The sequence below is a fragment of the Pseudomonas sp. BS3767 genome, from assembly GCF_900099665.1.
Classification (GTDB): Bacteria; Pseudomonadota; Gammaproteobacteria; order Pseudomonadales; family Pseudomonadaceae; genus Aquipseudomonas; species Aquipseudomonas cerasi.
Window position 1 is genome coordinate 709,644 of the sequence record NZ_FNCX01000001.1, and the last position, 24,401, is coordinate 734,044.

Below are 24,401 nucleotides of genomic sequence, written 5' to 3' on the forward strand. Positions count from 1 at the left end.
CGGCGGGAATCAAGCAGGGGTAGCGCCCTGGTGTTCCGATCAATCTCCGATGCGGATGAGTTCAAACCGTTAAATCGGCCCCCTGCATCACCCTCCCCCAAATCGTTACGACCGCATCGGCAGGTGCCAGGCCAGTCTCACGGCTGGGTTTGGTCACCCGCGCCTGGCATCTGGCCAATGCGGTCAAGGAGCCTCATATGCATCAGACAATCAGCCAGCGTCGTGCGATCCTCGAAGGCCTGCGTCAGCGCTGCACCCTTTCCACTGCCGAGTTTTACGACAAGGTCGGCCGCAAGAACCCGGCAGCTCTGCCGCGCTTCACGGTCGTGCCAAATGGCAATAACGAGTTCGGCATCGTCGAGCGTTCAACCGGTACTGTGCGCGGCGTTCATCGCGGCCACTGCGCGGCGTGCAAAATCGCTGAGCAACTGGAAGCCCAGCCTGTACGTCAGCTGTCGTTCGCCACTCACATGCTGCGCTGGACTGCTGCGATCACCACCGGCTTGGCGCTGTTCGCGCTGTACGGTGCAAGCTGATGATCAGTCCAGAGCTGAGCACGATTCAGCGCAACAAAGAGCGGTCCGCCGTCCTTGAGGCCGAAGTGGCTGAGTTCCTGAAGAGCGGCGGCGTGATCGCCACGCTGCAGGGTTTCGCATACAAGCCCAGGCCATACGGACGCATGGGGCCAGCAGCAAAGCCAGCACCTCGCCGCCGGACCAAGGAAGCGATGCGCGCAGCAACTCCACCGCCCCCTAAGACGAATCTCCCACGGGGCCACGTCAGCGATGAGGTGGTCGCGCAGATCCGCCACATGGCACAGACAACCACCGTCACCGACGTGAGCCGTACCACCGGGGTCAGCCACCACATGCTGCGTAAGATCGCCGCCGAGCACCGGTTCGAGTACAAGCGCTTCGATCCAAGCCCACACCTTTCGCGTGTGAAGGTCCAGCGCATAGACCCCGTCGCGGATGCGTTGAACGTTCTGCGCATCAAGGAAGCGAGGGACCGCGGGCTGTCTCGGTACGCCGCCAAGAACCTGATCGGCATCAGCAGCACGCTGATGGAACGACTCATCGCAGACTTCAACATCGATTACCCGGTGAACAGGATCTATCGCAAGTGAAGCGCATGCAGTCCCGCGCCAACCATCGCCGCCGCCCTCTTCAACTCAACATCCCACCCAGTGGAATCAAGCCCCCGGAGAAACTCCAATGTCTACGCCTACCGATACAACCGAATTCCTGAACGAGCTGAATGGCGGCGCGTTCGCCAGCCAGATCGGTTACGCAATTTCCGAAGTCGCCTCGGGCGTTGTTGAGCACGGCAAGGCCGGGAAGCTGGTCATCACCCTAGACATGAGCCAGATCGGCGATTCCCACATGGTGAAAATCAAACACAAGCTCGACTACAAGGTGCCGACCAAGCGCGGCACCCGTAGCGAGAACACCGCGCTGGATACCCCGATGAACGTCGGCACCGGCGGCCAGGTAACGCTGTTCGCTGAGGCTCCGCACCCTGGCCAGCTATTCGAGCGCGACCAAGCACCGGTCAAGCCTCGCACCTGATCAATCGCAACCACCCTTCCTCCCAAAAGAGAGCTGACAAATGTCCCTCACGAAAGAAGCAATTCAACTGATCACTGATACCGCGCTGATCGCGGAAGGCAAAGAGCTGAACACCGTCACGCCAACCATCGTGCTGCCGGAAGGCGCGAAGGTCGTGAACCTTGAGCAATTCGGCGCAGGCCGAAGTCGCTTCCGGGGCACGTTCTCCACCAACGCCCTGGCGGACTTCGCCAAATACGTTTCCGACCGCGCAGTCGCCGACGCAAAGGGCTTCATCAATCAGGACGAAATGACCTGTTCGGTGCTGTTCAACCTGGGCAACGAAGAAGTGCCAGGCCACGCAGATGATCGCGCTGTGCTGAAGCTCAAGCCCACCGCTGCCTATCAGGCCGTGCAGGCGATCAGTGGCCGGTCCATGTCGCAGAAGGATATGAGCGACTGGATTGAAGACTGGCACAGCACCCTGTCGGCGGTCGGCGATGAACTGCAGAACATCCCGCTGGCCAAAGCCATCGCCGCCGTGCGCACGATCACGGTCAAGGCATCGTCGGAAAGCGATCACACCGTCAGCGAGACACGCGCCAGCCGCAGCGCAATGGATGCCATCGAGGCGATCAGCAAGGAAACCTTACCCACGTCGCTGATCTTCTCGGCTATTCCGTTTGAAGGCCTGCAACTGCGAGAAATCATCCTGCGAATCTCGGTCATCACCAGCGGCGCACAGCCGGTGCTGAAGCTGCGCTGGGTCGGCGAGGACGTGCAGCGCGAAGAGATTGCGCAAGAGTTCAAGTCTGTGCTGGAAGCGAAGGTGGGCGATGCTGCGCAGCTGGCGCTGGGTAGCTTTTCAGCCTAAAAGATGAATCCCCCAGCGCCACGAAAACCGTATCCTAATCGTGGCACTGGAGTTGCGACGCAAAAGTTTGCTGATGATTCGGCAATATCCGGGGAATGAAGTTATCAGCCCTGCTTTATTTCGACTCGCCCTATCAGATAGTCGATAGCTTCGCACGCTTGGGATTTGATCTCAGTATCGGATACCCATGTGTACATCGCGTTTCCCATAATCCCGGATTTTGCCAAGCCTCCTAATCGAGATAGGTCGATTCCATGCTTAGCCATCTCGCTAAGTAGCGCAACTGTTGCCTGCTCTAGAGCGACTTCTCGCTTGTTTTCATTCGACACCTGCAACTCCTTTTGATCCGGCTCCATGCCGGTCACCCGTAATACCGCATCCCCAACCAATTTGCCACCACCGCACACGGAGGGCGGCGCATGCATGGAGCCACCCACGGAATATGAACTGCACCTGGGCGACTGCCTGGAGGTGATGCGCAGCCTGCCCGTCGATTCCGTAGACAGCGTTGTCACTGACCCGCCCTACGGCATTCGCTTAAGGGGCAAAAGCTGGGCGGTCAGAACGTCGAAGACTGCGCCGCGTACCGGGTAAGCACGCCACCCCATACTGAGGCGCGCGAGCCAAAACGCGGGCTTCAGTTTTCTAAGCCTTGTGCGCTTTATTCCAGCGCTCGGGTGCAAGGCTACGACGGCGCATATCTTCTTTTAGCTCCGTGACCAAAGACGCAATCGCGCGGCTCGAGCCAAGACATGACGGGGCAATTCCCGTAACCGTCAACTCCTCCTTACCTGTGCTTTGGTCGAAGATCTGAATGAAAATTGAACCGTCCGGCTCAATCGTACAGACGCACTTCATGGGCAGAAAAGCCGATTCAATGATATGCCGTAATTCCAGACTAGAAACCATACCTCCACCTCCTTTTCCGGTATTAAGGCACCGTAAAGTTTAGGTCAGATCGATTATCACTAGTTCCCAAAATTTGATCCCTGCAACGCAGCAAGCTTCATGTGACCCACACCGGTCCGGGGACCAAGACCAAAAAGACATGAGCCGTGATAGCAGCGGCGGGAATTTCAGCACCGCACGAGCGTACGCCGTGACGCCCTCAACGACGTAAACCGGCGAGCAAGTGACGGTGTGATGTCTGCAGTTCCTTTTACCCTTTGCTGTGCTGATCCGAAGATGGCCCGGTGCCCGGCTTTATACCGCGCGGCCCTGCTACACCCCAGACAATCAGACCCAGAACTGGGAATAGCATGATGCCTATGCTCCAAGCCGCCTTCTCTCCCACACTTCTCTGGCTCCTACAAATGCCGATGATCACGACAATGTTCGCGAACAGGATGAGTAGTGAGAACGGCAACCAGAGTAGGCTGATTATGGCTTCCATGACATGTGCTCCAAATATTGATGTTCATGGTTGGCAGCCGCTGGCCGTGAGGGTTCAGTTGAAGTGATAGAGGGTCCAGAGACGAATCAAAGTTTTTTTGAACGCTTTTGTACTCTTCTCCATCCTCACATGTCGGGATGAACGCCTTCTGCCCTGCCCGGCGCTTTGCGGTAGCGCGCCATCGCGATTATTTGCCGAATGCCGGCGAGTAGCTCCGACTTTTGATGACCTTCCAATAGCTCCAGCCTGGTTAACAGCTCCTCAGCCTCTTCCGCTATTGCCTCAAGCGCTTCTATATCACTGTTCAAAGTCATATCAACGCCCTGCCTGTCTATCTGGAAAACCTTTCATACCCCACTTCAACGACTCACGCCACCCTTTGGAATAGCTTATGAGCCAGCTCCACCAGATACTGGTAGGCGACTGCATCGACATGATGTGCACGCTGCCAGACGACAGGGTGCACAGATGTGTCAACGGCTCACTCATCACTGCGAGCTAGCGCAGCCGAGTGGTTTGGTTCGAACTCAGACCTACATGCGGAACTGGCTGACAAGCCTATTCAGTTCGACAGCAAGCTTGGTCAATTCAGATGTCGCGATTGCTGTCTGACTTGACCCGTCGGATGCCTGGTTAGAGAGGTCGCGAATGCTTACCAAGCTGCGATCCACCTCTCTGGCAACTTGGGCCTGCTCCTCCGAGGCCGTTGCAATCAGAACATTCCGCTCTGTGATGTTGTCGATCGACTCGGTGATTTCGACCAACGCAGATCCGGCACCATGGGCAGTATCGAGGGTTTTTTGAGCTTGGGCGTTCGTGTGGCTCATCGCGGACACAGCAGCTCCAGTACCCTTCTGTATCGAGCTGATCATCTGTTCAATCTCGCTCGTCGACTGCTGGGTACGATGGGCCAACGCTCTCACCTCGTCCGCCACCACCGCGAATCCCCGACCAGCCTCACCGGCTCGAGCAGCTTCGATTGCGGCGTTGAGTGCAAGGAGATTGGTCTGTTCAGCGATTGCGCGAATAACGTCCAGGACCTTACTGATATCAGTAGCCATAACGGCGAGCCCTTGCACTTCCTTGGTAGCGTCTTCGACGCTACCAACCATCAAACTGATAGCCTCGACGGTTTGATCTACACGTGCGCGCCCAGACACTGCTGAAGAGTTTGAACGAGTAGCAGCCTCAGATGCTGCCGAAGCATTTCGAGCGACTTCTTCAACGGCAGCGCTCATTTCGGTTACAGCCGTTGCGGCCATCTCGACTTCATTGTTCTGCCGCAGCATTCCTTTATTTGCGTCCTCTGTAACCGCATGCATTTCTTCAGCCGTTGAAGCGAGCTGATTGGAAGAATCGGAGATGGAGGAAAGCGTGTTACGCAGCCCGCCTTGCATCGCTTGCAAAGCCATCATGAGCCGAGCGACTTCATCATGTCCTTGAGGCTCAATGACTTCGGTCAAATCATTTTTGGCAATGCGTTCGGCGATGGTCAACGACTGGCTAATTGGGTGTGTGATGCTGCGCGTGTACATCAGAGCAAGAACGATTGCTGCAAGCGTGCTCGCTGCGATGAAACCTCCAACAATCAGCTTCGTATCCGCATAAATTGCCGTAGCTTCCTCGCCAGCCTTTTTCGCTTTAGCGTTGTTCAGCTCAATTAGGCTCTTCATGAGGCGTTCTACGGCATCAGCAGACTGCTTCATTGCCCCGCTGGATAGCTTAACGGCTTCGTCAACATTTGCTGCAGCGATCAGGACCAAATATTGGTCTTGAAGGACTTGGTATTCAGAATAGGCTTGGGATAGTTCGCCGAAAATTTGCTTGCCCTTTGGTGTCACTATTAGTGGTTGCAGTTTAGAAATTAAATCCTGTACTGCCTGTTTTGATTTTTTGACGTCTTCCAATGCAGCGGCTTTGCGATCAGCAGGTTCAATAGGATTGCGCAGTCTAGAATTGCTACCTCTGATACTCACGAACTCACGGTCCATCGACCCCACGAGCGAGATGCTTGGTACCACATTCGTTTCAACAAACTTCTCTGAAGCATTCAAGCTTGATACCTGCCTAAGCGAGATAATTCCCAATGCAAGAATCATCAGACAGAACAATCCAAAACAGACAGCGGATCGGGGGGCAAGATTAAGTTTACGCAGCATCATATCGAGAACTCCAGGTCATGTTCCCCTATGTCGTCAAACCTGACGTTCACCACGACCGCCGTTCGTCGGGTGCAGACGGAAAGCCCTGCAAACAAAGGGTTTAAAGAGGCAAGGCTGTTGTAACTGTATGTGTCCCCTAATCAAAAGGCCCTAAATTCATCGATTCATCCCACGCTCCGCACCATTACGTCAATTGAGCAAAGGTGTTTTGGTCTGAGAGACAGCGAGTCAACTCCATCCGAACCCTACTTCCACGACTCACGCCACCCCGGCGAGGAATCCCCATGTCCCCCTACAAAATGTCCGGGACGACGGTCGTCAGCTTTTCCGGTGGCCGGACCAGCGCGTACATGCTGCGCCAGGTGCTGGACGCCAACGATGATCTGGACGATCTGATCGTCACGTTTGCCAACACTGGCAAGGAGCACCCCGCCACCCTCGACTTTGTGAACGAATGCGCGCGGCGCTGGCAGGTGCCCATTGTCTGGCTGGAGTACCGCGATGATGATCGAGGCTTCGCCATCGTCACCTACGAAACCGCCAGCCGCGACGGCGAGCCGTTCGAAGCGCTGATCCGCAAGCGAAGCTATCTACCCAACCCGGTCACACGGTTCTGCACCATTGACCTAAAAATCAGGGTGATCCACAAGTACCTGCGGATGGTTGGATGCTCCACAGAGGAAACACCGGTCGACATGATGACCGGCATCCGAGCTGATGAACCGCGCCGGGTCGCCAAGATACGGCATCGCAAGACCACTACAGAGAGCAAACACGCCACGATGGTGATGCCGCTGGCAGATGCAGGCGTCGGCGTGCAGCAGATCGGAGAGTTCTGGAAGGTGCAGCCGTTTGATCTGGAACTACCGACGATCAATGGCCGCACTCTGGAGGGCAACTGCGACCTGTGCTTTCTCAAAGGTGCAAAGCAGGTCTACTCGATCATTGCCAGCGACCGGAGCAAGGCCGACTGGTGGGCTCGTATGGAACGCACCGCCACCCAGAGCAGCGCCGCCACAACAGACGGCGCCCTGTTCCGCTTCGACCGGCCAAGCTATCAGCAGATGCTCGACTACTCCGACACCCAGTTCGATATGTTCGCCGACCACGACGAAGCCATAGCATGCTTTTGCGGTGACTAACTTGGCTCGAAACAGATCTTGATTAAATAGAACCCGGGAGGGTCTCTCCTGCCCGGGGCGACACTTACAGGCCTAAGAATGCAGCTTTAAGCAGCATGATCAGCGCTGTCAGGTCTAGCCTGATAACGATCTCGATTTGCATGAGAACCTCCGTATGACGAGACAGGGGATGGGTTCGAACATGACGTGATCACGTTCGGCCCGCGACGTTGATCTAGTACATACGATCATCGGTCCACCATGCAGATATGACCAGCACGGATGACTTTAGCTCTGTCTATAGGGAGCGCCAGGGTGCACGCACTCTACTCTCACGCACTAGTCCAGTAAAGCAACAGCCCATCCACTTCAACGAATCACGCCACCCCGGCGAGGATGAACTATGTCCGATAAAACCATTGACCCGAAAAAGCTCGAGCGGGCTATCCGCAAGATCAAGCATTGCTTGGCACTTTCGCAAAGCTCGAACGAGAACGAAGCGGCCACAGCGATGCGCCAGGCGCAGGCGCTGATGCGTGAGTACCACCTCAGCGAAACGGACGTGAAGGTCAGCGACGTTGGCGAGGCTCAATCCTCGATGTCGCGCGCTGCGCGCCGCCCGTTATGGGACCAACAACTGAGCGCCGTTGTGGCCAAGGTGTTCAACGTCAAGGCCCTGCGTTACACCCATTGGTGCGAGACCAAAAAGAATCGCGTCGAGCGTGCAAAGTTTGTGGGGGTGAGCCCTGCCCAGCACATCGCTCTCTACGCCTACGAAACTCTTCTTGCGAAGCTGACGCGGGCTCGGAACGCATACGTTTCCGGGGTGCGTGCCGGCAAGTACCGGAGCTGCTATTCCGCCCCCACTGCCGGCGATCACTTCGCCATAGCCTGGGTGTTCGCGGTTGAGAGCAAGTTGCAAGAGCTTGTGCCGCGTGGCGAAGACCCGACAACGCCAGAACACCAAAGCGCAGGACAGGGGCTGGTAGCAGTAGAAGCCCAGCACCAAGCGCTGATCGATAGCTACCTCGCAGACAAGCAGATCGGCAAAGCCAGGAAGGTCAGAGAGGCAGAGCTCGACCTCAACGCGCAGATCGCCGGGATGCTGGCCCGCACCAAGGTCGACTTGCATGCAGGCTTGGCCAGCGGTGCCGAACACGCACCAGCTCTGTCCGCGCGCGCCTAAGACTCCAAACCCGCCCGCCTCAATCAATTCAATATCAGCCGCGTGTGCGGCAAGGACGAAGTCATGCCCGAAGAAAAGTTGATAGGCCCCGTCGAAGTCACTCGCGACGAGAACGGCTACTGGCATCACCCGGGAATTCCAAGCTTTGATGGTGGCGAAGATCCTGAACCGTACCGGACCTGGCTTCGGGTGCAGGGCCTGGAAGTGAAGTCCAACTCGCTTGAAAACGATCTTGAGTGGCACCCTTATTGGGATGGCGAAGCGCATTGCCGAGGCTGGGAACCGGAAGCGCCAGGGTCGGAATGGTTTCTTTTGTCGATTTTCGATACCGAGGATGGCCCATACGTGCAGTGGGCGCGGCGGGTGGTGACGCCATGACCCAGGCCAAGGAAAGACCGATCCTGTTCAGTGCGCCGATGGTGCGTGCCATCCTGGAAGGCCGGAAGACGGTCACACGGCGCGAGGTGAAGAAGCCAGCCGCGCTGGATTGTCTGGCTGCCGGTTTCGAGCCTGCCTTTCTGGCACTGCCTGGCAACGCTGACCTATCTCCATACGGCAGGGCCGGCGACCGGCTATGGCTGCGAGAGACGTGGTCAGACGTGAACTTGCAGGGCGCACCAGGCATCGCGTATCGAGCAGACGGCGACGTGCGCGACTTGATGGAAGATGCCAGCTTCCTCAATGAGGACGGCGCATTCAACTACGACGATCCGCGCTCGAAGCCCTACCAATTTGCCTGCTGGTCAGAAGATTTGCTCGGCGGCAAAGAAGGCCGTTGGCGCCCATCCATCCATATCCCGCGCTGGGCCAGCCGCATCCTGTTGGAAATTACAGACGTGCGCGTCGAGCGGTTGCAGGATATCAGCGAGGATCAGGCCAAGGCCGAAGGCATAAGGCTTTACACCGATCATGCCGAGCTCGGTGAGTGGTGGCACGTCGATGGGATCGAAACCTACAGCGCTGACCCGCGCAAATCGTTCGAGCTTCTCTGGACATCCGTCGGTGGCGACTGGAACGCAAACCCGTGGGTCTGGGTAGTCGAGTTCAAGCGCGTGAGGACCTGAGCCTACCGCACCATGAAAATCAGCTCTCCCCTGTCAGTCATCGCCATGCCGTACTTGAACCGGCCCAGGTACTGCTCGTGCATTGAGTAGACCCGGTCATCGATGATTCTGAAAATGACGGTCCTGCCCGACCATATGTTGCCGTCAGCGCCGCGCCTACCCAGCTTGGCGTTATACGGCCCGTAAACCTCGTTCGTGGCTGTGGTGCATTCCATGACCTCTCCTTGGTGCTGCACCAGCTCCTGCTGGCTGCGTGGACCATAGCAGTGAACTACAAAACCCGCCTGATAAACCCTTCCGCCGCCCAGTGCGGCCTGGAGCCTTCACCATGGAAACAGAAATACTTACAGACCAAGAGTTGGCCGATCTGACCGGCTACAAACACAGAGCGCATCAGCGAAAATGGCTCAACGACCGCAATTGGATTTTTGTAGAAAGCCGTGGCGGGCGACCTCTGGTAGGTCGGATGTTCGCACGCATGAAACTCGGCATGACACCGGCGCCCGCCGGTGACCACAACCCTCCCCCGGCGCGCCCAGCTTGGACACCGGACTTTTCCAGAGTGAACTGAAATGCGCCCCCGGAATACTGAGAACAGGGATTTGCCGCCAGGGATGGTACGGCGCAAGCGCCCCCGCAAAAACGGAACTGTCTGGGTGGGGTATTACTATCGGGACGCGAACGGCAAAGAGCTTCCGTTGGGCGGAGACTTGGATAAGGCGAGACTCAAATGGGCTGAGCTGGAAGCAAAGGCAAAGCCAGATGACTTGAAGATCATGAAGGGGATTTTTGACCGGTACGAGCGGGACATAATCCCGAAGAAAGCTGCGCGAACGCAGAAAGACAACAAGGCTGAATTGAAACACCTGCGTAAGGGTTTCGAGAGTGCGCCGATTGACGCGATCACCCCGTCAATGGTCGCCCAGTATCGAGACGCGCGGACGGCCAAGACCAGAGCAAACCGAGAAATTGCGCTGCTATCTCATGTTTACAACATGGCGCGTGAATGGGGATTCACAGATCGCGAGAACCCCTGCGCCGGGGTGCGCAAGAACAAGGAAAAGGTCCGCGATTATTATGCGAACGACATGGTCTGGGCTGCTGTGTACGGGCAAGCCCCGCAGGAGCTCAAGGATGCGATGGACCTGGCTTACCTAACCGGTCAGCGCCCAGCTGACGTTATCGCGATGAACCGAGGCGATATTGAGGGCGACTACCTCAATGTCCAGCAAGGAAAGACCGGGAAGCGTCTGCGCATCCAGATGCAGAACAGTGGCGTTCCAAACAGCTTGGGCCGGCTGATAGGCGCAATAATGCTCAGAAACGCGAAGCACATATCCCATCACTTTATTTTGAGCAGGACCGGCATGCGCGTTTCTCAGCAGATGCTGCGTAACCGATGGGATGAAGCTCGGGAAGCGGCACGCCTTTCTGCCATTGCCAATGGCAGGGCTGACGACGCAGAGAAAATACGGCAATTCCAGTTCAAGGATATCAGGCCGAAAGCCGCGTCCGAGATCACCGATATCGCAGACGCCAGCCTGTTGCTGGGCCACTCCAAACAGGAGATAACGAAGCGCGTTTACCGCCGGATCGGCGCTGTCGCGCAGCCCTCAAAGTGAGAAAGTTTCGGAACTCCACCCCTTAAAGTTTCGGAACTCCTCACTTTCCTGCGCCCAATAAAAAACCCCGCAGACGTTAATCTGCGGGGCTTTGAATAGTGGAGGCCGAGGTCGGAATCGAACCGGCGTAGGCGGATTTGCAATCCGCTGCATAACCATTTTGCTACTCGGCCTCAAACGAAAGATGCTTCACTTGAACATCAAACGTGTTTTGATTTCGCGGGAAACCTGTATTTCTTTGGCTTCCAACCCATTGAATCTAAAGGGTTTTTTTCAATTCCTCGCTCAGGAATGGACGCAATTCTGTACTGGTTCGCATGCCATGTCAAGAACGAGGAGAAAATAATTCGCCCACGCTGTACCAGTGCAACCGCTACTGCGCCTGGCGTTCCAGAGGCGTATACGGTTTGAAGAACCCGCTGCCCATCCATTGCGGTGTTTTTTCCGTGGTCAGCGGCTGGGCGCGCTGGTAGCTGTTTGCGTTTTTCGCGTAGCCCTTGTGGTCGTACTCGGCCATGAACGGGTACGGGAACACCTTGCGGGTACGTCCGCGATTGCCCACGTTTTCCTTGACCATGGACGCCGGCAGCGACTGTGCCAGCGGCCTCTGCCTGTTGCCGGCCTTGTCGGGGCCTGCCTGTCGGACAACGATGGCGTCCGGGGCCCGGCTTTTTTCGACCCAGGCCATGATCGGCGTCAGCAGATCGACCAGGCTTGGCCCTTCCCCGCCGCCGCAGTGATAAACGCCGGGCAGCATGTACAGCCTCGAGAATGCCTCGGTGCGGCTCTTGCCCATCTGTGCTTCAAGCGCCTCGTGGTACGCCAGGGTGTTGAGCGGTGAGACGTTCGGGTCGGCCCAGCCGTGCCACAGGATCAGCTTGCCGCCGTGGCTGGCGAATGGCGAGAGATCGGGGTTGGTGGCGTCGTACAGCGCATGCAACGGGCGCAGTTGATCAAAGGTTTTCTCGTCGAAGTTCAGCGCATTCAAATCGAAACTTGCCGGTGGGTTCTTCTCGAACACGACGTTGCGAATGGCCTCCAGCGCGGCCTTTTCACTGTATACCGTCTGATCGGCGCTAACCGGCACGAACACGCCGGCCCAAGCCAATTCCGAACCCGGCTGCGGGCCGCCCAGGGTAAGTCGCTCACCACTGGCAGCGTCCTTCGGGCCTTCGTAAAAGCGTCTGACCGTGGCCACCTCCTCTGCGCTCAGGCACGTGGCGGGGTCGGCCGACGCCTTGCATTGCAGCGCGGCGGGATCGAAGTGGCAGATACGCGGATCCGCTATCAGGCCGTCAATCTGTCCGTCCAGCACATCGCATTGGTCAAGTACGGCGTTGTGCAGCAATGGCAGTCGTGAGGCGAGCAGGATAGGCTTGCCGTCTGACCCTCGGTTGGAGCGCGCCATCCAGCCGTGATACAGGGTTTTCTGCACTTGAAAGTTGAGCGCCGGGGCTCCGGCAATGATGCCGTCGAAATCGTCCGGGTAACGCTGTGCTTCGATCAACGCCTCGCGACCGCCGTCCGAGCAGCCACTGAAGTAGGCGTATTCTGCTTTGCGACCATAGAACGCGGCGATCAGTTTCTTCGAGGCCAGCGCAGTGAGGTGCACACCACGATGGGCGAAATCGGCGCGTTTTTCCGGGTCATCACCAAAATGCTCGTCTGCCGCCCGATGGCCCATGTCGGTGGAGGCCACCGCAAAGGCGCCGGCACTCAGAGATGTGCAGCCATCAGCCGCGCGCGCGGTCGAGTTGACGTTGCCACACAATCCGCCGCAGCCGACTTGCAGGTAGCGCTGCTCCCAGGTCCCGGTTGGCAGCTCAAGCCTGAAATTGATCTCCGGCGCCAGTTGGCCTTCCACCGCACACACCGCAACACCGTCACGCGTCGATTCACTGGCCGCCAGCACACGACTGCCCTGCCCGCCGATGTCACTGAGTTCCAAGCTGCTCAGTGCAGCACAGCTGCTGACCGGTTTGACCACTGCAAGCCGGGCTGTATTGTCGGCGGTCGCCGCGGATGCCATACGGGCCAGAGCCGGCGTCTGAATGCTGAGTGAAGTGACCAGCAGCAACAAGGCGTGGGCGTACTTCGGCTGGGAGGGTTTCATGAGAACTCCTGTTCATGAAGGATCAAAACCACAGTGCGAACCTGCAAATGGCCGCACTGTGGGCAAGGGTAAAACGTTCAAGCCTGGCGATTATTCAAAGGCTAGTGGAAAAAACCATCACCGATTCCATCCGCCGCCCATGACCTTGTAGAGCGTGACGCGGTTGCTCTGCTCTGTCAGGCGCAGGGAAATCAGGTCCTGCTCGGCACTGTACAGCGAGCGTTGCGACTCGAGCGCCTCCAGATAACTCTGCGATCCGCCGCGGTATAGGGCGTCGGCCAGTTCGTAGCTTCTGCGGCTGGCATCGGTGTAGGCCTGCTGCGCGGCAAGCCGCTCATCCAGCGTGCTGCGCACCGCCAAGGCATCGGCCACTTCCTTGAATGCGGTCTGGATCGTCTGCTGATAGGTCTGAATCTGGATCTGGTTCTCGACCTTGGCCGAGTCAAGCGTGGCCCGATTGGCGCCGCCGTCGAAAATCGGCACGCTGATACTTGGCGCAAAGCTCCACGCGCTGGTTCCGGATTTGAACAGACCTGACAGGCTGGTGCTGGAAGAGCCTGCACTGGCAGTCAGGGTGATACTGGGAAAGAACGCCGCACGCGCTGCACCGATATCAATGTTCGCGGCTTTGAGTGTGTGTTCGGCACTCAGCACGTCCGGGCGACGCTGCAGGAGGCTGGAAGGCAGGCCATCCGGCACCTGCACCAATTGCGCCACCGACTGCATGTCGGCATCGGGCAGCAGCTCCTCCGGCAGATCGCTGCCGACCAGCAGGCGCAAGGCGTTGCGGTCCTGAAGAATCTGGCTTTTATATTGCGCCACATCGCCCCTCGCCGATTCGACCGTTGTCTGCGCCTGGGCCACTTCCAGCCCCGAAGAACCGCCCAGCGCATGACTGCTTTTGGTCAGGTCGTAGCTTTTCTGCTGGCTGGCCAGCGTGTCTTCGGCAAGTTTCAGAAGCTGGTTGTCGGCGGCCAGGGTCAGCCAGCCGGTCGCCACTTCGGCGATCAGGCTGATTTGCGTGCTGCGCCGGGTTTCGGTCAAGGCCAGGTAATCCTCGAGCGCTTCGTCCTGAAGGTTCTGGATACGCCCGAACACATCCAGTTCATAGCTGCTCAAGCCCAGCTGCGCGCTGTACTCATGGCTGATCGACGACTTTCCGGTCATCGAGGTCGATGACGGCGTGCGTGTATGCGTGCCGCTGCCACTGGCATCAATGGTCGGCAGGCTCGCCGCCCGCTCGATGCGATATTGCGCCTGCGCTTTCTCGACATTGAGGCTGGCCAGGCGCAGGTCGCGGTTATTCACCAGCGCCAGGTTCTGCAGGCGCACCAGGCGGTTATCGATGAAAAAATTCTGCCATTCGATATCCGTGGGCACGCTGCCCGACGCAGCCGGTTGGGCAGCCGTCGCTGGCAGCCATTGGCTTGAAACCGGCGCTTCAGGCCGCTGGTAATCCGGGGCCAGGTTGACGCAGCCCGCAAGCAGCGCCGTGACAGCCAGCGAAGGCCAGAAAAGACGCATCATGCTTCACCTGTAGATGTGGGTTGAGCCGCAGGAGCATTGCCTGACGAACGACTGAAGCGGCGACGCACTTCCACGAAGAACAGCGGCACCAGAAAAATCCCCAGCACGGTGGCGCTGAACATGCCGCCCAGTACGCCCGTGCCGATCGCGTTACGCCCGGCCGAGCCTGCACCGCTGCTGAGGGCCAGCGGCAGCACACCGAACATGAACGCCAGCGAAGTCATCAGAATCGGACGCAGTCGTTGCCGGGCGGCAAGAAGGGTCGCTTCATGCAGGCTTTTGCCCTGTTCCTGAAGATGTTTGGCGAACTCGACGATCAGAATCGCGTTTTTCGCCGCCAGGCCCACGGTGGTCAGCAAGCCCACCTGAAAGTACACGTCATTGCTCAAGCCACTGATCCGCGTCGCCAGTACCGCGCCGACCACACCCAGCGGCACCACGAGCATGACCGAGAACGGCACCGACCAGCTCTCGTACAAGGCTGCCAGACAGAGAAACACGAACAACACTGAAATGGCATAGAGCATCGGCGCCTGGGAGCCGGACAGGCGCAGTTGATAGGACTGCCCGGTCCACTCGTACCCGATGCCTTCGGGAAGTTGCTTGATGATGGCCTCAACCGCATCCATCGCGGTACCCGAGCTGACACCTGGCGCAGGATCGCCCACCACTTCAAGTGACGAGCTGCCGTTGTAACGCTCCAGCAACGGCGAACCATAGCTCCAGCTGCTGCTGGCGAACGACGAAAACGGGACCATTTCGTCATTGCTGTTGCGCACGAACCAATGGTCCAGATCGGCTGATTGCATACGCGAAGCCGCCTCGCCCTGCACGTAGACTTTCTTCACTCGCCCCTGATTGAGGAAGTCATTGATGTAGCTGCCGCCCAGCGCAGTGGACAGGGTCGAGTTGATGTCACTGGTGGACAAACTCAGTGCACCGGCCTTGCGGTCGTCGATGGTCACTTTCAGCTGCGGAGTGTCGTCCAGGCCGTTGCTGCGCACGCCCAGCATGCTCGAGTCCTTTCTCGCCAGCTCGATAAACTGCTCGCGTGCCGCCACCAGTGCCTCATGCCCCACTCCGCCGAGGTCCTTGAGTTGCACATCGAACCCCGAACTCTGCCCCAGGCCACGTACCGCAGGCGGCTGCATGACAAACACGCTGGCGTCACCGATGCTCGCCAGGGCCAGCGTCGCGCGCTGTGCCACCTGCGCTGCGCCCTGCTCCTTGCCGGAACGCTCGCTCCAGTCCTTGAGCTTGATGAACGCCCTGGCGGTGTTCTGACTGTTACCGCCCATCCCCAGCCCGGAAATACTGATCAACGCCTCGACTTCCGGCTGTTTGAGCATGTAAGCCTCGAACTGCCGCATCACCGCCTGCGTACGGCTGTCGGTAGCGCCCACCGGCAGCTGGATCTGCGCCATCAGCGCGCCCTGGTCTTCATCCGGCAGGAACGAGGTGGGCAGACTGACGTAACCCACCGCCATGACCACCAGCACCAGCACATACACCAGCAGGCCCCGCCCGCGATGTTCGATGACTCCGCCCACGCCTCGCTGATAGCGATCGGCGCTGCGGTCGAACGTGCGGTTGAACCAGCCGAAAAAGCCACCGCGCTGTGCGTGCAGTTGCGCATCCGAGGCTTTGAGCATCGTTGCGCACAACGCTGGCGTCAGGGTCATTGCAACCAGTACCGAGAGCAGCATGGCCGAAACGATGGTCACCGAAAACTGCCGGTAGATAATCCCGGTGGAACCACTGAAAAAGGCCATCGGAATGAACACGGCGCTCAGCACCAGCGCGATACCGATCAGCGCGCTGGTAATTTCATCCATGGATTTGCGGGTCGCCTCCAGCGGGCTCAGGTGTTCTTCGCCCATCACCCGCTCGACGTTTTCCACCACCACAATGGCATCGTCTACCAGCAGGCCGATGGCCAGGACCATCGCAAACATGGTCAGGGTATTGATCGAATAGCCGAACAGCGCCAGCACGCCGAACGTACCCAACAGCACCACCGGCACGGTAATCGCCGGAATCAGCGTGGCGCGCAGGTTCTGCATGAACAGAAACATGATCAGCACCACCAGCACGATCGCCTCACCCAGCGACTTCACCACCTCCTTGATCGACAGGCTCACGAATGGCGTGGTGTCATAGGCAATGACTGTTTTCAGTTGCATCTGCGCGGGGTAGAACGGTTCGAGTTCCTTGAGTTTGGCCTTGATCGCTTCACCAACGCTCAGCGCGTTTGCGCCTGACGCCAGCTGAATACCCATCGCCGCCGCAGGCCTGCCATTGAGCGCTGAGTTGATGTCATAGCTCTCGCTGCCCAACTCCACTCGCGCCACATCGCGCAAGAGCACAACAGCGCCGTCACTGGAAGATTTGACGACCACGTTCTCGAACTGCTCGGGCGTCTGCAGCTTGCTGCGGGCACTGATGGTCGCATTCAGTTGCTGACCTTCCACCGCCGGCAAGGCCCCCAACTGGCCTGCCGAGACCTCGGTGTTCTGCGCCTCCAGGGCCGAGCTGATGTCGGAGGGCATCAGTGAGTACTTTTCCATCTTCGCCGGGTCCAGCCAGATCCGCATCGCGTACCCCGACCCCAGGGTCTGCACGTCGCCGACGCCATCCACACGGCTCAGTTGATCGAGCAGCGTGCTGGAAATGTAATCACCGATCTGCGTGCCGGTGACGCTTTCGTTATCGGAGGCCAGGGCGACCAGCATAAGGAAGTCGGAACTGCCCTTGGTCACCGTCAAGCCTTCGCTCTGCACGCTTTGCGGCAGGCGCGATTCAGCCTGCTGCAGCTTGTTCTGCACCTGCATCTGCGCCACATCAGGGTCGGTGCCGGCGGCGAAGGTCAGGCTGATGCTCGCACTGCCCGCAGAGCTGCTGGAGGCGGACATATAAGTCAGCCGGTCCAGCCCCTTCATCTGCTGCTCGATGACCTGTGTGACAGAGTCTTCGACGGTCTTGGCCGATGCACCAGTGTAAGTGGCGGAGATCTTTACCGTCGGCGGCGCGATATTGGGGTATTGCTCAAGTGGCAGCTGGCTGATGGACAGCCCACCGGCAAACATGATGCAGATGGCAATGACCCAGGCGAAGATGGGCCGATCGATGAAGAAACGAGCCATATTCAGCCCTCCTTCACGGCAGCGGCAGTGGCCGCAGTACCAGACGCTGGCGAATCGGCGTTGTCAGCGCTCTGCACAGTAACCTCGGTGCCTACCGGGGTTTTCTGTCCGCCTTCGACCACGACTTGATCATTGGCCTTGAGCCCGCTGCTCACCCACCACTGGTTGCCCACCGTGCGGTCGACGCTGATCACCCGCTGCTCGATCTTGCCGTCAACCACCAGCAACACCGTGGTCTGGCCACTGGCACTGCGGGTGACGGCCTTCTGCGGAATCAGGATCGCATTCTGATCCTGCGCCTGCTCCAGCACCGCCACCACGTACATGCCGGGCAGCAAAAGCCGCTCCGGATTGGCAAAGCTGGCACGCAGCGTCACCGTGCCGGTGCCCTCATTGACGCTGACCCCGCTGAATTGCAGGCGGCCTTCCTGGCTGTAGGTGCTGCCGTCATCCAGCTTGAGGGTGATTCGGGCTTCCCCGTCGCTGTTGGTTTGCAGCTTGCCGCTGGCCAGGTCGCGCTTGAGACGCAGCAACTCGGTGGTGGACTGGGTGACGTCGACGTAAATCGGGTCCAGTTGCTGAACTGTGGTCAGCGCAGTGTCCTGCTGGGCCACCACCAATGCACCGGGGGTCACGGTCGAGGTCTCGATGCGGCCGCTGATAGGTGCGGTAATCCGTGTGTAGGCCAGATTGATGCGTGCGGTCTGCACATCGGCCTCCGCCACTTTCACCTCGGCGGCGGCAGTCAGCAGGCTGGCCTCGGCGTCTTCTTTATCCTGCTGGCTGATGGCATCGATCTTGGCCAGTTGCACATCGCGTTTGGCGGTGGCCTGTGCGGACTTGAGCGTGGCCCGGGACTTGGCGAGCGTGGCCTGCGACTCTGCCAGAGCCGCCTGATAGGTCGCGCTGTCGAGTTGGTACAACGGCTGACCAGCCTTGATTTCGGCGCCTTCGACGAACAGTCGCTGCTGCACGATGCCACTGACCTGAGGCCGTATCTCGGCAACCATGTACGCTTTGGTGCGCCCCGCCAGCTCGGTGGTCAGCGATTGGCTGCGCGGTTTGACGGTGACCACCGACACGCTCGGTTTCTCCGCAGCAGGCGGCGAATTGCCGTCTGAACAACCGCTCAGAAGACCGATAAGGGCTGCGTAGATGACAAAGGTCAAAGTCATCAGGTATTTGGCGAAAATCTTGCTCGACATGATTGCCTCAGGACGTTGTGGCGAAAGCCTGACGTCAGAGTGCGAGGCAAATGTGCAGGAAAATTGAAGATTGCCGCGTTGACTTGAAACTTGCCGTCGCGAAGGCCTAAATGGACGCCGTCTTCAGGGAAACCCCGAGCCTTCATGAAATCGAGCATCTCCACCAAACTCTTTGTCGCGGTATTGGCCAGCGTGCTGTCAGTCATCCTGATCATGGGCCTGACCGCGAACTGGAGTTTTGCCCGCGGCTTTCTGGGTTACCTCAACGAACAGGCCATGCAGCGCATGTCGCCGGTCCTGCCACGGCTGGCCGCTGCCTATGCGCGCGAAGGCAGTTGGGAATTCATGCGTGACAACAAAGATCGCTGGTTCGAAGTGATGCGCCCGGAGCCGGCGCAGGATTTCGCCATCCCCGGGCTGGCGACGCCGCCTACCTCCGACCTGACCGGCGCGGTCTTCCGGATCGCGCTGCTGGATGCGCAGAAGAACCTGGTGATGGGCTTTCCAGGGGTCCATGACGATGAGTTCATGCGCCCGGTGGAAGTCGACGGCAAAATCGTCGGCTGGATGGCGGTTACGCCCTTTCAAAGTGTCAGCGAAGCCGGTGGCGAGCGCTTTCAGCAGTACCAGTTGCGCGCCAGCCTGGCGATGGGTGTGCTGTCGCTGCTGCTGGCGGTGCTGATTGCCTGGTGGATCGCGCGCACCCTGCTCGATCCGGTCAAACGTGTGGCCGCGGCAACCCATCGCCTTGCCGCAGGTGAATACGCCAGCCGCGTGGCGGTTTCCTCGAACGACGAGGTCGGTCAACTGGCGCGCGACTTCAACCAGCTGGCGTACACCCTGGAGCGCAATGAGAAGATGCGCCGCGAATTCATGGCCGACGTGTCCCATGAGCTGCGCACCCCGCTGTCGGTCCTGCGTGGCGAACTGGAAGCCATTGAGGATGGCGTGCGCACACTGGATCAGGCGTCGATGAAGTCTTTGCAGGGCGAAGTCGGCATGCTCAGCAAGCTGGTGGATGATCTGTATGAGCTGTCCCTGGCGGATGTGGGCGCCCTGACCTACCGCAAGGTCGACTGTGATCTGGCGGAGCTGCTGACGAATATCACTGACATGTTCGAAGAGCGTTGCGCAGCCCGTCAGTTACATTTGCAGCTGGAGCTTGCTGGCGGAGCTCTACCGGTGCACGCAGACCCGAGACGCCTGCAGCAATTGATCAGCAACCTTCTGGAAAACTCGGTGCGCTACACCGATGCCGGTGGCACAGTGCACGTGCGTGCTGCCCTGCTGGGTGATGAGGTGCGCGTCGATGTGATGGATTCCGGCCCCGGCGTCGACCCGCAGCAACTGCCCAGACTGTTCGAACGCTTCTATCGCGGTGAAACCTCACGTAACCGCGCCAGCGGCGGTGCGGGTCTCGGGTTGGCGATCTGTCACAGCATCGCCCTCGCCCACGGCGGCAGCCTGAGCGCCGACCATTCGCCCACAGGCGGCCTCTGGCTGACCCTGTGCCTGCCCGGACACATGCGCCCATGACCGCTAAAAGCCTCGAAACACCGATTCTCATTGTCGAAGACGAGCCCAAGCTGGCGTCGCTGATGCGCGACTACCTGATCGCGGCCGGGTATTCGACCCACTGCCTGAGTAACGGGCTGGACGTTGTGCCCGCTGTCAGAGCGAACGCGCCACAACTGATTCTGCTCGACATCATGCTGCCTGGGCGTGATGGCATGGACATTTGCAAGGAGCTGCGCAGCTTCAGCGACGTGCCCATTGTGATGATCACCGCACGCGTCGAGGAAATCGACCGATTGCTCGGCCTGGACCTCGGTGCCGACGACTACATCTGCAAACCGTTCAGCCCCCGTGAGATGGTCGCTCGCGTCAAAGCCATCCTGCGTCGGAGCGCTTCCAGCGAGCCGCACACGCCCAAGGGTTTGCAGGTGGACGAAGCGCATTACCAGGCCTCGTTCAACGGCGTCACCCTGGACCTGACCCCGGTGGAACTGCGTCTGCTGGCGACCTTCGCCCGCTCACCGGGCCGGGTCTTCTCCCGTTACCACTTGCTGGACAGGCTCTACTCGGATCACCGCGTAGTGACCGACCGCACCGTGGACAGCCACATCCGCAACCTGCGCCGCAAACTGGAGCAGGCCTGCCCGGGTCAGGACCCGATCCAGTCGCTGTACGGGGTGGGCTACAAGCTGGAGTTGTGACCGGTCCTGTGCGGAGCGTGGGTACGATCGTTACAGGACGATCGTTCCTCACGCTCCAGCGTGGGAATGCCTGTCGTGACGCTCCGCGTCACAAATCTGAGCCACGCCGCCTGCGCAACGACAGTCATCACACCTCAGGAACTCTCCGTCTGCCGGTTCCTCTGCAGCGCAGCCAGGTCACGGAAGGCAGCGCCCGGATGACTTGCTTCCAGACGCGGCCCATCGCCAAACAGCTTTTCGCGCAACGTGCCTTTGGCGTATTCGGTCTTGTAGACGCCGCGCTTCTGAAGCTCAGGCACCAACAGCTCGACCGCATCGATGAAGGTTTCATGGGTCAGCGCGTACGCCAGGTTGAACCCGTCAACGTCGGTTTCTTCCACCCACTCCTGCAGCAGATCCGCCACCGTTTCCGGGCTGCCGACAAACAGCGGGCCGAAGCCACCGATTCCGACCCAATCGGCCAGTGCCTGCGGCGTCCATATCGTGTTCGGGTCTGCGCTGGAAAAGGTCTCGACCGCCGACTGAATGGCATTGGTGTGAACGTGACGAAGGGGTTCGTCGGGCTTGAACTGGCTGAAGTCGATACCGGTCCAGCCGGAAATCAAGGCCATCGCGCCCTCATAACTGACCCAGCTTTTGTATTCCTCGAATTTGGCCCTGGCCTTGGCATCCGTCTCGCCAAGGATCACCGTCTGTAAATTGAAAATCAGCACCTTGGACGGGTCGCGACCGGCCTCTACGGTGCGCCGGCGGATATCAGCCACGGTCTTTTTCAGCAGGACTTTCGAGGGCGCTGCAACGAAAACGCATTCGGCGTGCTCGGCGGCGAACTGCTTGCCGCGACTTGAAGCGCCGGCCTGATAGAGCACAGGCGTGCGTTGCGGCGACGGCTCGCACAAATGGATGCCAGGCACCTGGAAGTGTTTGCCGACATGGCGAATCTCGTGGATTTTGCTCGGATCACTGAATACGCGGCGCTCCCGGTCACGCAGAATCGCGCCGTCTTCCCAGCTGCCTTCCCAGAGTTTGTAACAAACCTCCAGATACTCCTCCGCGTAGTCGTAGCGCGCGTCATGTTCGGTCAGGGTTTTCTGGCCCAGGTTCTTCGCACCGCTTTCCAGATACGAGGTGACGATATTCCAGCCCGCACGCCCCTTGGTCAGGTGATCCAGCGTCGACAGGCGACGGGCAAACGGATAGGGATGTTCGAACGACAGCGACGCGGTCAGGCCGAAGCCCAGATGTTCGGTCACCAGCGCCATGGGCGGGATGAGCTGCAACGGGTCGTTGACCGGCACCTGAGTAGCCTGGCGAATTGCCGCCTCACCGTTGCCGCGATAGACGTCGTAAATGCCCAGCACATCGGCAATGAACAAACCATCGAACTTGCCGCGTTCGAGAATTTTCGCCAGATCGGTCCAGTATTCGAGGTCCTTGTACTGCCAGGAACGGTCACGCGGATGTGCCCAGAGGCCCGGCGATTGATGGCCGACGCAGTTCATGTCAAACGCATTAAGGCGGATTTGGCGAGGCATGCACTTACTCCTGAAGCTGTGGCGGAACCACGCCGTTGAGGCGTTGATTGCCGATAACCTGATAGTGCCAGCGCAGCGGCTCACGGCCGGCCGGGGCTGGCAATAACGGGCGCTGCCCGGTCAATTCGTACTGAATATTGCCCACCGCCTGCAGAGCCTCGGCGCTGGCAATGACCGCCTCGCTGCTGGCGATCAGGTGTTGCTCGGCAGAAGCGTCCAGACGCCCGGCGCGCTCCAGCAGCGCGGCGGCGACGTCCAGACGAATCTGCAGGTCCCCGACCTTGCTGATCACATAAGGGTCATCGACCACGCGCTGCAGACCACTGAGCGACCACGGCCGACCGTGCTCACGCAGGTACTCGAGGGTGTCTTGCAGGCCCTGGCGCGCCTGATCAAGGTCTTCGGCGGCGACCGCCAGTTGTGCGGTAATAGCGGGATGCGTCATGGGCATACTCCTTGATCAGTTCCAGGCGTGGCGTGGCGGTGCAATGCTGTTGAGCACCTGATTGCCGATCAGGTGATATTTCCAGCGCGCCGGGTCATGCAGCGTGTGGGTCCGCGCGTTGCGCCAGTAGCGGTCGAGATTGAGTTTGCCGAGCACCGAGCGGGTGCCGGCCAGTTCGAACAGCTGGCTGCCGGCGAGCAAGGCAATCTGCGCCGACAGCACCTTGGCCTGGGCGACAATCACCGAGGCCTGTGCAACGCTGGCTTCACTGGGTTCGGCCAGGGCGTGATCGATGGCGTGCCCGGCTTTAGCGAGGATCGCGTCGGTGCCGTGCAGGCGCCACTGCAAGTCGCCGATGGCGGCAATGCTGAACGGGTCCTGCCAGCCGAAATCCTGCTTGCTGTCTATCCATGGCCGCGCCAACCGGGCGTGCTTCAGGGTTTCCTCGAACGCGCCGTGAGCAATGCCGGTGTCCACCGCGGCCTGAATGATCTGCGAAATCGGCCCATTGGCCGTCGGTTCGTCGAAAGCGCGATACGCCGGGATCACCGCACTCGACGGTACGCGAACGGCTTTCAAAACAGCCCCGCCGCTGGCCGTGGTGCGCTGCCCGAAACCGTCCCAGTTATCGATGATGGTCAGGCCCGGATTGTCGCGTTCGACGAAGGCGATGAACGCCTGATTCTGCTCGTTGACGCCTGAAACCGGCACGAGGTGCGCGAACAGTGCGCCGGTGCAGTAGAACTTTTCGCCGTCCAGCACCGCGTGCTCGCCCTCGAAGCGAATCCGGGTCTGAAAGGCGCCGGCGTTCTTGCTTTTCGACTCGGAGAACGCATTGCCGAAGCGGTAGCCGGCCAGCGCCTTGCCGAAGTAGTGGCGTTTCTGCTCCTCGGTGCCGGTCTGCAAGAGGATATCGAGCACGCCCAGGTGGTTCTGCGGGATTTGCCCGAGTGAAGGGTCGGCGGCAGAAATAAGCTTGATCACTTCCGCGACGGTGACATAGGAAACGCCCGCACCGCCGTAGGCCTTGGGTACGGTAATGGCCCACAGTCCACTGGCGGAAAACTCATCCAGCTCGGCGACTGGCAGACGCCGTTCGCGATCACGCGCTGAAGCTTCCTCAGCGAAGCGACCGGCCAGTGCCCTGGCCACTTCGATGGCTTCGGCATCCGAACCAATGACGTGCGCGGCGGGAGGTGCGGCAGTGGGAAGAGAGGAAGGAAAACTCATGGACAGGCTCCTGCTCGT

At 59.4% G+C, this 24,401-nt stretch carries 26 protein-coding genes, 1 tRNA gene and 1 pseudogene; 13 read left to right on the plus strand and 15 right to left on the minus strand.

The annotated features are described in order from the left end of the window. Positions 1 to 197: 197 nt before the first annotated feature. The 4 genes from BLR16_RS02600 to BLR16_RS02615 all read left to right on the plus strand — a co-directional run bounded on the left by BLR16_RS02600 (position 198) and on the right by BLR16_RS02615 (position 2,421). Complete coding sequence (locus tag BLR16_RS02600; protein ID WP_074806260.1) at positions 198 to 536, plus strand: hypothetical protein; 339 nt, start codon at positions 198 to 200, stop codon at positions 534 to 536. Continuing rightward, positions 536 to 1,126, plus strand: coding sequence for a hypothetical protein (locus BLR16_RS02605; protein ID WP_074806256.1), 591 nt, complete (start codon positions 536 to 538; stop codon positions 1,124 to 1,126). The genes BLR16_RS02600 and BLR16_RS02605 overlap by 1 nt, the downstream gene beginning before the upstream one ends. A gap of 88 nt (positions 1,127 to 1,214) precedes the next feature. Further along, positions 1,215 to 1,568 carry a hypothetical protein gene (locus BLR16_RS02610; RefSeq protein ID WP_016567829.1) on the plus strand — a complete coding sequence of 118 codons (354 nt, stop codon included), beginning with the start codon at positions 1,215 to 1,217 and terminating at the stop codon, positions 1,566 to 1,568. A 40-nt stretch (positions 1,569 to 1,608) separates the two neighbouring features. Beyond that, positions 1,609 to 2,421, plus strand: coding sequence for a YfdQ family protein (locus BLR16_RS02615; protein WP_074806253.1), 813 nt, complete (start codon positions 1,609 to 1,611; stop codon positions 2,419 to 2,421). Positions 2,422 to 2,525: 104 nt separating this feature from the next. On the opposite strand, the gene BLR16_RS28515 is transcribed toward BLR16_RS02615, so the two are convergent. Then, positions 2,526 to 2,846, minus strand: a complete 321-nt coding sequence (locus BLR16_RS28515; RefSeq protein ID WP_092194077.1) for a hypothetical protein — start codon at positions 2,844 to 2,846, stop codon at positions 2,526 to 2,528. Here BLR16_RS28515 and BLR16_RS02625 point away from each other — a divergent pair. Next, a complete protein-coding gene (locus tag BLR16_RS02625; RefSeq protein WP_332873186.1) occupies positions 2,845 to 3,015 on the plus strand; it encodes a hypothetical protein in 171 nt (56 codons plus the stop codon). The genes BLR16_RS28515 and BLR16_RS02625 overlap by 2 nt on opposite strands. A gap of 51 nt (positions 3,016 to 3,066) precedes the next feature. On the opposite strand, the gene BLR16_RS02630 is transcribed toward BLR16_RS02625, so the two are convergent. From BLR16_RS02630 to BLR16_RS29170, 5 genes and pseudogenes are all read right to left on the minus strand, one after another. After that, a complete protein-coding gene (locus BLR16_RS02630) occupies positions 3,067 to 3,330 on the minus strand; it encodes a DUF1652 domain-containing protein (protein ID WP_057405239.1) in 264 nt (87 codons plus the stop codon). Between the two features lie 250 nt (positions 3,331 to 3,580). Continuing rightward, positions 3,581 to 3,814 (minus strand): PLD nuclease N-terminal domain-containing protein, encoded by a 234-nt coding sequence (locus BLR16_RS02635; RefSeq protein ID WP_054077494.1) that lies wholly within the window; start codon positions 3,812 to 3,814, stop codon positions 3,581 to 3,583. Positions 3,815 to 3,939: 125 nt separating this feature from the next. Then, on the minus strand, positions 3,940 to 4,128 hold the full coding sequence (locus BLR16_RS02640) for a hypothetical protein (RefSeq protein ID WP_046832831.1): 189 nt from the start codon (positions 4,126 to 4,128) through the stop codon (positions 3,940 to 3,942). A 219-nt stretch (positions 4,129 to 4,347) separates the two neighbouring features. Further along, positions 4,348 to 5,229, minus strand: coding sequence for a methyl-accepting chemotaxis protein (locus tag BLR16_RS29165; RefSeq protein WP_371123441.1), 882 nt, complete (start codon positions 5,227 to 5,229; stop codon positions 4,348 to 4,350). Further along, positions 5,206 to 5,976: pseudogene (locus tag BLR16_RS29170) on the minus strand (MCP four helix bundle domain-containing protein); the annotation flags it as partial. The gene BLR16_RS29165 and the pseudogene BLR16_RS29170, both read right to left, overlap by 24 nt. A gap of 284 nt (positions 5,977 to 6,260) precedes the next feature. On the opposite strand from BLR16_RS29170, the gene BLR16_RS02650 reads away from it, so the two are divergent. From BLR16_RS02650 to BLR16_RS02665, 4 genes are all read left to right on the plus strand, one after another. Continuing rightward, the gene (locus BLR16_RS02650) at positions 6,261 to 7,118 is read left to right on the plus strand and encodes a phosphoadenosine phosphosulfate reductase domain-containing protein (protein ID WP_016980848.1); all 858 of its coding nucleotides are present in this window, start codon (positions 6,261 to 6,263) and stop codon (positions 7,116 to 7,118) included. 382 nt (positions 7,119 to 7,500) lie between these two features. Then, positions 7,501 to 8,283 (plus strand): DUF2786 domain-containing protein, encoded by a 783-nt coding sequence (locus BLR16_RS02655; RefSeq protein WP_092194079.1) that lies wholly within the window; start codon positions 7,501 to 7,503, stop codon positions 8,281 to 8,283. A 63-nt stretch (positions 8,284 to 8,346) separates the two neighbouring features. After that, positions 8,347 to 8,661, plus strand: a complete 315-nt coding sequence (locus tag BLR16_RS02660; protein ID WP_058401744.1) for a hypothetical protein — start codon at positions 8,347 to 8,349, stop codon at positions 8,659 to 8,661. Continuing rightward, positions 8,658 to 9,347 carry a hypothetical protein gene (locus tag BLR16_RS02665; protein ID WP_074806522.1) on the plus strand — a complete coding sequence of 230 codons (690 nt, stop codon included), beginning with the start codon at positions 8,658 to 8,660 and terminating at the stop codon, positions 9,345 to 9,347. Before BLR16_RS02660 ends, BLR16_RS02665 begins: the two co-directional genes overlap by 4 nt. A 2-nt stretch (positions 9,348 to 9,349) precedes the next feature. On the opposite strand, the gene BLR16_RS02670 is transcribed toward BLR16_RS02665, so the two are convergent. Beyond that, positions 9,350 to 9,562 (minus strand): hypothetical protein, encoded by a 213-nt coding sequence (locus BLR16_RS02670; RefSeq protein WP_046832835.1) that lies wholly within the window; start codon positions 9,560 to 9,562, stop codon positions 9,350 to 9,352. 113 nt (positions 9,563 to 9,675) lie between these two features. Here BLR16_RS02670 and BLR16_RS02675 point away from each other — a divergent pair, with 113 nt between their 5' ends. Together BLR16_RS02675 and BLR16_RS02680 are read left to right on the plus strand one after the other, a co-directional pair. Next, positions 9,676 to 9,918 carry a DUF4224 domain-containing protein gene (locus BLR16_RS02675; RefSeq protein ID WP_046832836.1) on the plus strand — a complete coding sequence of 81 codons (243 nt, stop codon included), beginning with the start codon at positions 9,676 to 9,678 and terminating at the stop codon, positions 9,916 to 9,918. A 1-nt stretch (position 9,919) separates the two neighbouring features. Further along, a complete protein-coding gene (locus BLR16_RS02680) occupies positions 9,920 to 10,969 on the plus strand; it encodes a phage integrase (RefSeq protein WP_046832837.1) in 1,050 nt (349 codons plus the stop codon). Between the two features lie 99 nt (positions 10,970 to 11,068). On the opposite strand, the gene BLR16_RS02685 is transcribed toward BLR16_RS02680, so the two are convergent. From BLR16_RS02685 to BLR16_RS02705, 5 genes are all read right to left on the minus strand, one after another. Continuing rightward, a tRNA-Cys gene (locus BLR16_RS02685) sits at positions 11,069 to 11,142 on the minus strand. A 200-nt stretch (positions 11,143 to 11,342) separates the two neighbouring features. Then, positions 11,343 to 13,082: a tannase/feruloyl esterase family alpha/beta hydrolase gene (locus BLR16_RS02690; protein ID WP_092194081.1), complete on the minus strand. Its 1,740-nt coding sequence runs from the start codon at positions 13,080 to 13,082 to the stop codon at positions 11,343 to 11,345. A 117-nt stretch (positions 13,083 to 13,199) separates the two neighbouring features. Further along, complete coding sequence (locus tag BLR16_RS02695; RefSeq protein WP_074806240.1) at positions 13,200 to 14,606, minus strand: efflux transporter outer membrane subunit; 1,407 nt, start codon at positions 14,604 to 14,606, stop codon at positions 13,200 to 13,202. Beyond that, entirely contained in the window at positions 14,606 to 17,752 is a 3,147-nt protein-coding gene (locus BLR16_RS02700) for an efflux RND transporter permease subunit (protein ID WP_074806237.1), read from the minus strand. Before BLR16_RS02700 ends, BLR16_RS02695 begins: the two co-directional genes overlap by 1 nt. 2 nt (positions 17,753 to 17,754) lie before the next feature. Beyond that, on the minus strand, positions 17,755 to 18,957 hold the full coding sequence (locus tag BLR16_RS02705) for an efflux RND transporter periplasmic adaptor subunit (RefSeq protein WP_003435486.1): 1,203 nt from the start codon (positions 18,955 to 18,957) through the stop codon (positions 17,755 to 17,757). A 144-nt stretch (positions 18,958 to 19,101) separates the two neighbouring features. Here BLR16_RS02705 and baeS point away from each other — a divergent pair, with 144 nt between their 5' ends. Both baeS and BLR16_RS02715 read left to right on the plus strand, forming a co-directional pair. Next, entirely contained in the window at positions 19,102 to 20,493 is a 1,392-nt protein-coding gene (gene baeS / locus BLR16_RS02710) for a sensor histidine kinase efflux regulator BaeS (protein ID WP_074806234.1), read from the plus strand. Continuing rightward, positions 20,490 to 21,173: a response regulator gene (locus tag BLR16_RS02715; RefSeq protein WP_074806231.1), complete on the plus strand. Its 684-nt coding sequence runs from the start codon at positions 20,490 to 20,492 to the stop codon at positions 21,171 to 21,173. The genes baeS and BLR16_RS02715 overlap by 4 nt, the downstream gene beginning before the upstream one ends. Before the next feature lie 134 nt (positions 21,174 to 21,307). On the opposite strand, the gene BLR16_RS02720 is transcribed toward BLR16_RS02715, so the two are convergent. From BLR16_RS02720 to BLR16_RS02730, 3 genes are read right to left on the minus strand one after another with little or no spacing between them, the layout of a single operon-like run. Further along, a complete protein-coding gene (locus BLR16_RS02720) occupies positions 21,308 to 22,708 on the minus strand; it encodes an LLM class flavin-dependent oxidoreductase (protein WP_074806228.1) in 1,401 nt (466 codons plus the stop codon). Between the two features lie 4 nt (positions 22,709 to 22,712). Further along, on the minus strand, positions 22,713 to 23,153 hold the full coding sequence (locus BLR16_RS02725; RefSeq protein WP_074806225.1) for an acyl-CoA dehydrogenase: 441 nt from the start codon (positions 23,151 to 23,153) through the stop codon (positions 22,713 to 22,715). Between the two features lie 15 nt (positions 23,154 to 23,168). Beyond that, positions 23,169 to 24,383 carry an SfnB family sulfur acquisition oxidoreductase gene (locus BLR16_RS02730; RefSeq protein WP_074806222.1) on the minus strand — a complete coding sequence of 405 codons (1,215 nt, stop codon included), beginning with the start codon at positions 24,381 to 24,383 and terminating at the stop codon, positions 23,169 to 23,171. Positions 24,384 to 24,401 lie beyond the last annotated feature (18 nt).

Coding starts and splice junctions, on each gene's coding strand:
- BLR16_RS02725 (WP_074806225.1), bottom strand. CDS start 23,153: ATGACGCATCCCGCTATTACCGCACAACTGGCGGTCGCCGCCGAAGAC.
- BLR16_RS02600 (WP_074806260.1), top strand. CDS start 198: ATGCATCAGACAATCAGCCAGCGTCGTGCGATCCTCGAAGGCCTGCGT.
- baeS (WP_074806234.1), top strand. CDS start 19,102: ATGAAATCGAGCATCTCCACCAAACTCTTTGTCGCGGTATTGGCCAGC.
- BLR16_RS02660 (WP_058401744.1), top strand. CDS start 8,347: ATGCCCGAAGAAAAGTTGATAGGCCCCGTCGAAGTCACTCGCGACGAG.
- BLR16_RS02715 (WP_074806231.1), top strand. CDS start 20,490: ATGACCGCTAAAAGCCTCGAAACACCGATTCTCATTGTCGAAGACGAG.
- BLR16_RS02720 (WP_074806228.1), bottom strand. CDS start 22,708: ATGCCTCGCCAAATCCGCCTTAATGCGTTTGACATGAACTGCGTCGGC.
- BLR16_RS02610 (WP_016567829.1), top strand. CDS start 1,215: ATGTCTACGCCTACCGATACAACCGAATTCCTGAACGAGCTGAATGGC.
- BLR16_RS02705 (WP_003435486.1), bottom strand. CDS start 18,957: ATGTCGAGCAAGATTTTCGCCAAATACCTGATGACTTTGACCTTTGTC.
- BLR16_RS02665 (WP_074806522.1), top strand. CDS start 8,658: ATGACCCAGGCCAAGGAAAGACCGATCCTGTTCAGTGCGCCGATGGTG.
- BLR16_RS02605 (WP_074806256.1), top strand. CDS start 536: ATGATCAGTCCAGAGCTGAGCACGATTCAGCGCAACAAAGAGCGGTCC.
- BLR16_RS02695 (WP_074806240.1), bottom strand. CDS start 14,606: ATGCGTCTTTTCTGGCCTTCGCTGGCTGTCACGGCGCTGCTTGCGGGC.
- BLR16_RS02690 (WP_092194081.1), bottom strand. CDS start 13,082: ATGAAACCCTCCCAGCCGAAGTACGCCCACGCCTTGTTGCTGCTGGTC.
- BLR16_RS02700 (WP_074806237.1), bottom strand. CDS start 17,752: ATGGCTCGTTTCTTCATCGATCGGCCCATCTTCGCCTGGGTCATTGCC.
- BLR16_RS02625 (WP_332873186.1), top strand. CDS start 2,845: ATGGAGCCACCCACGGAATATGAACTGCACCTGGGCGACTGCCTGGAG.
- BLR16_RS02640 (WP_046832831.1), bottom strand. CDS start 4,128: ATGACTTTGAACAGTGATATAGAAGCGCTTGAGGCAATAGCGGAAGAG.
- BLR16_RS02730 (WP_074806222.1), bottom strand. CDS start 24,383: ATGAGTTTTCCTTCCTCTCTTCCCACTGCCGCACCTCCCGCCGCGCAC.
- BLR16_RS02630 (WP_057405239.1), bottom strand. CDS start 3,330: ATGGTTTCTAGTCTGGAATTACGGCATATCATTGAATCGGCTTTTCTG.
- BLR16_RS28515 (WP_092194077.1), bottom strand. CDS start 2,846: ATGCATGCGCCGCCCTCCGTGTGCGGTGGTGGCAAATTGGTTGGGGAT.
- BLR16_RS02650 (WP_016980848.1), top strand. CDS start 6,261: ATGTCCCCCTACAAAATGTCCGGGACGACGGTCGTCAGCTTTTCCGGT.
- BLR16_RS02675 (WP_046832836.1), top strand. CDS start 9,676: ATGGAAACAGAAATACTTACAGACCAAGAGTTGGCCGATCTGACCGGC.
- BLR16_RS02655 (WP_092194079.1), top strand. CDS start 7,501: ATGTCCGATAAAACCATTGACCCGAAAAAGCTCGAGCGGGCTATCCGC.
- BLR16_RS02670 (WP_046832835.1), bottom strand. CDS start 9,562: ATGGAATGCACCACAGCCACGAACGAGGTTTACGGGCCGTATAACGCC.
- BLR16_RS29165 (WP_371123441.1), bottom strand. CDS start 5,229: ATGATGGCTTTGCAAGCGATGCAAGGCGGGCTGCGTAACACGCTTTCC.
- BLR16_RS02615 (WP_074806253.1), top strand. CDS start 1,609: ATGTCCCTCACGAAAGAAGCAATTCAACTGATCACTGATACCGCGCTG.
- BLR16_RS02635 (WP_054077494.1), bottom strand. CDS start 3,814: ATGGAAGCCATAATCAGCCTACTCTGGTTGCCGTTCTCACTACTCATC.
- BLR16_RS02680 (WP_046832837.1), top strand. CDS start 9,920: ATGCGCCCCCGGAATACTGAGAACAGGGATTTGCCGCCAGGGATGGTA.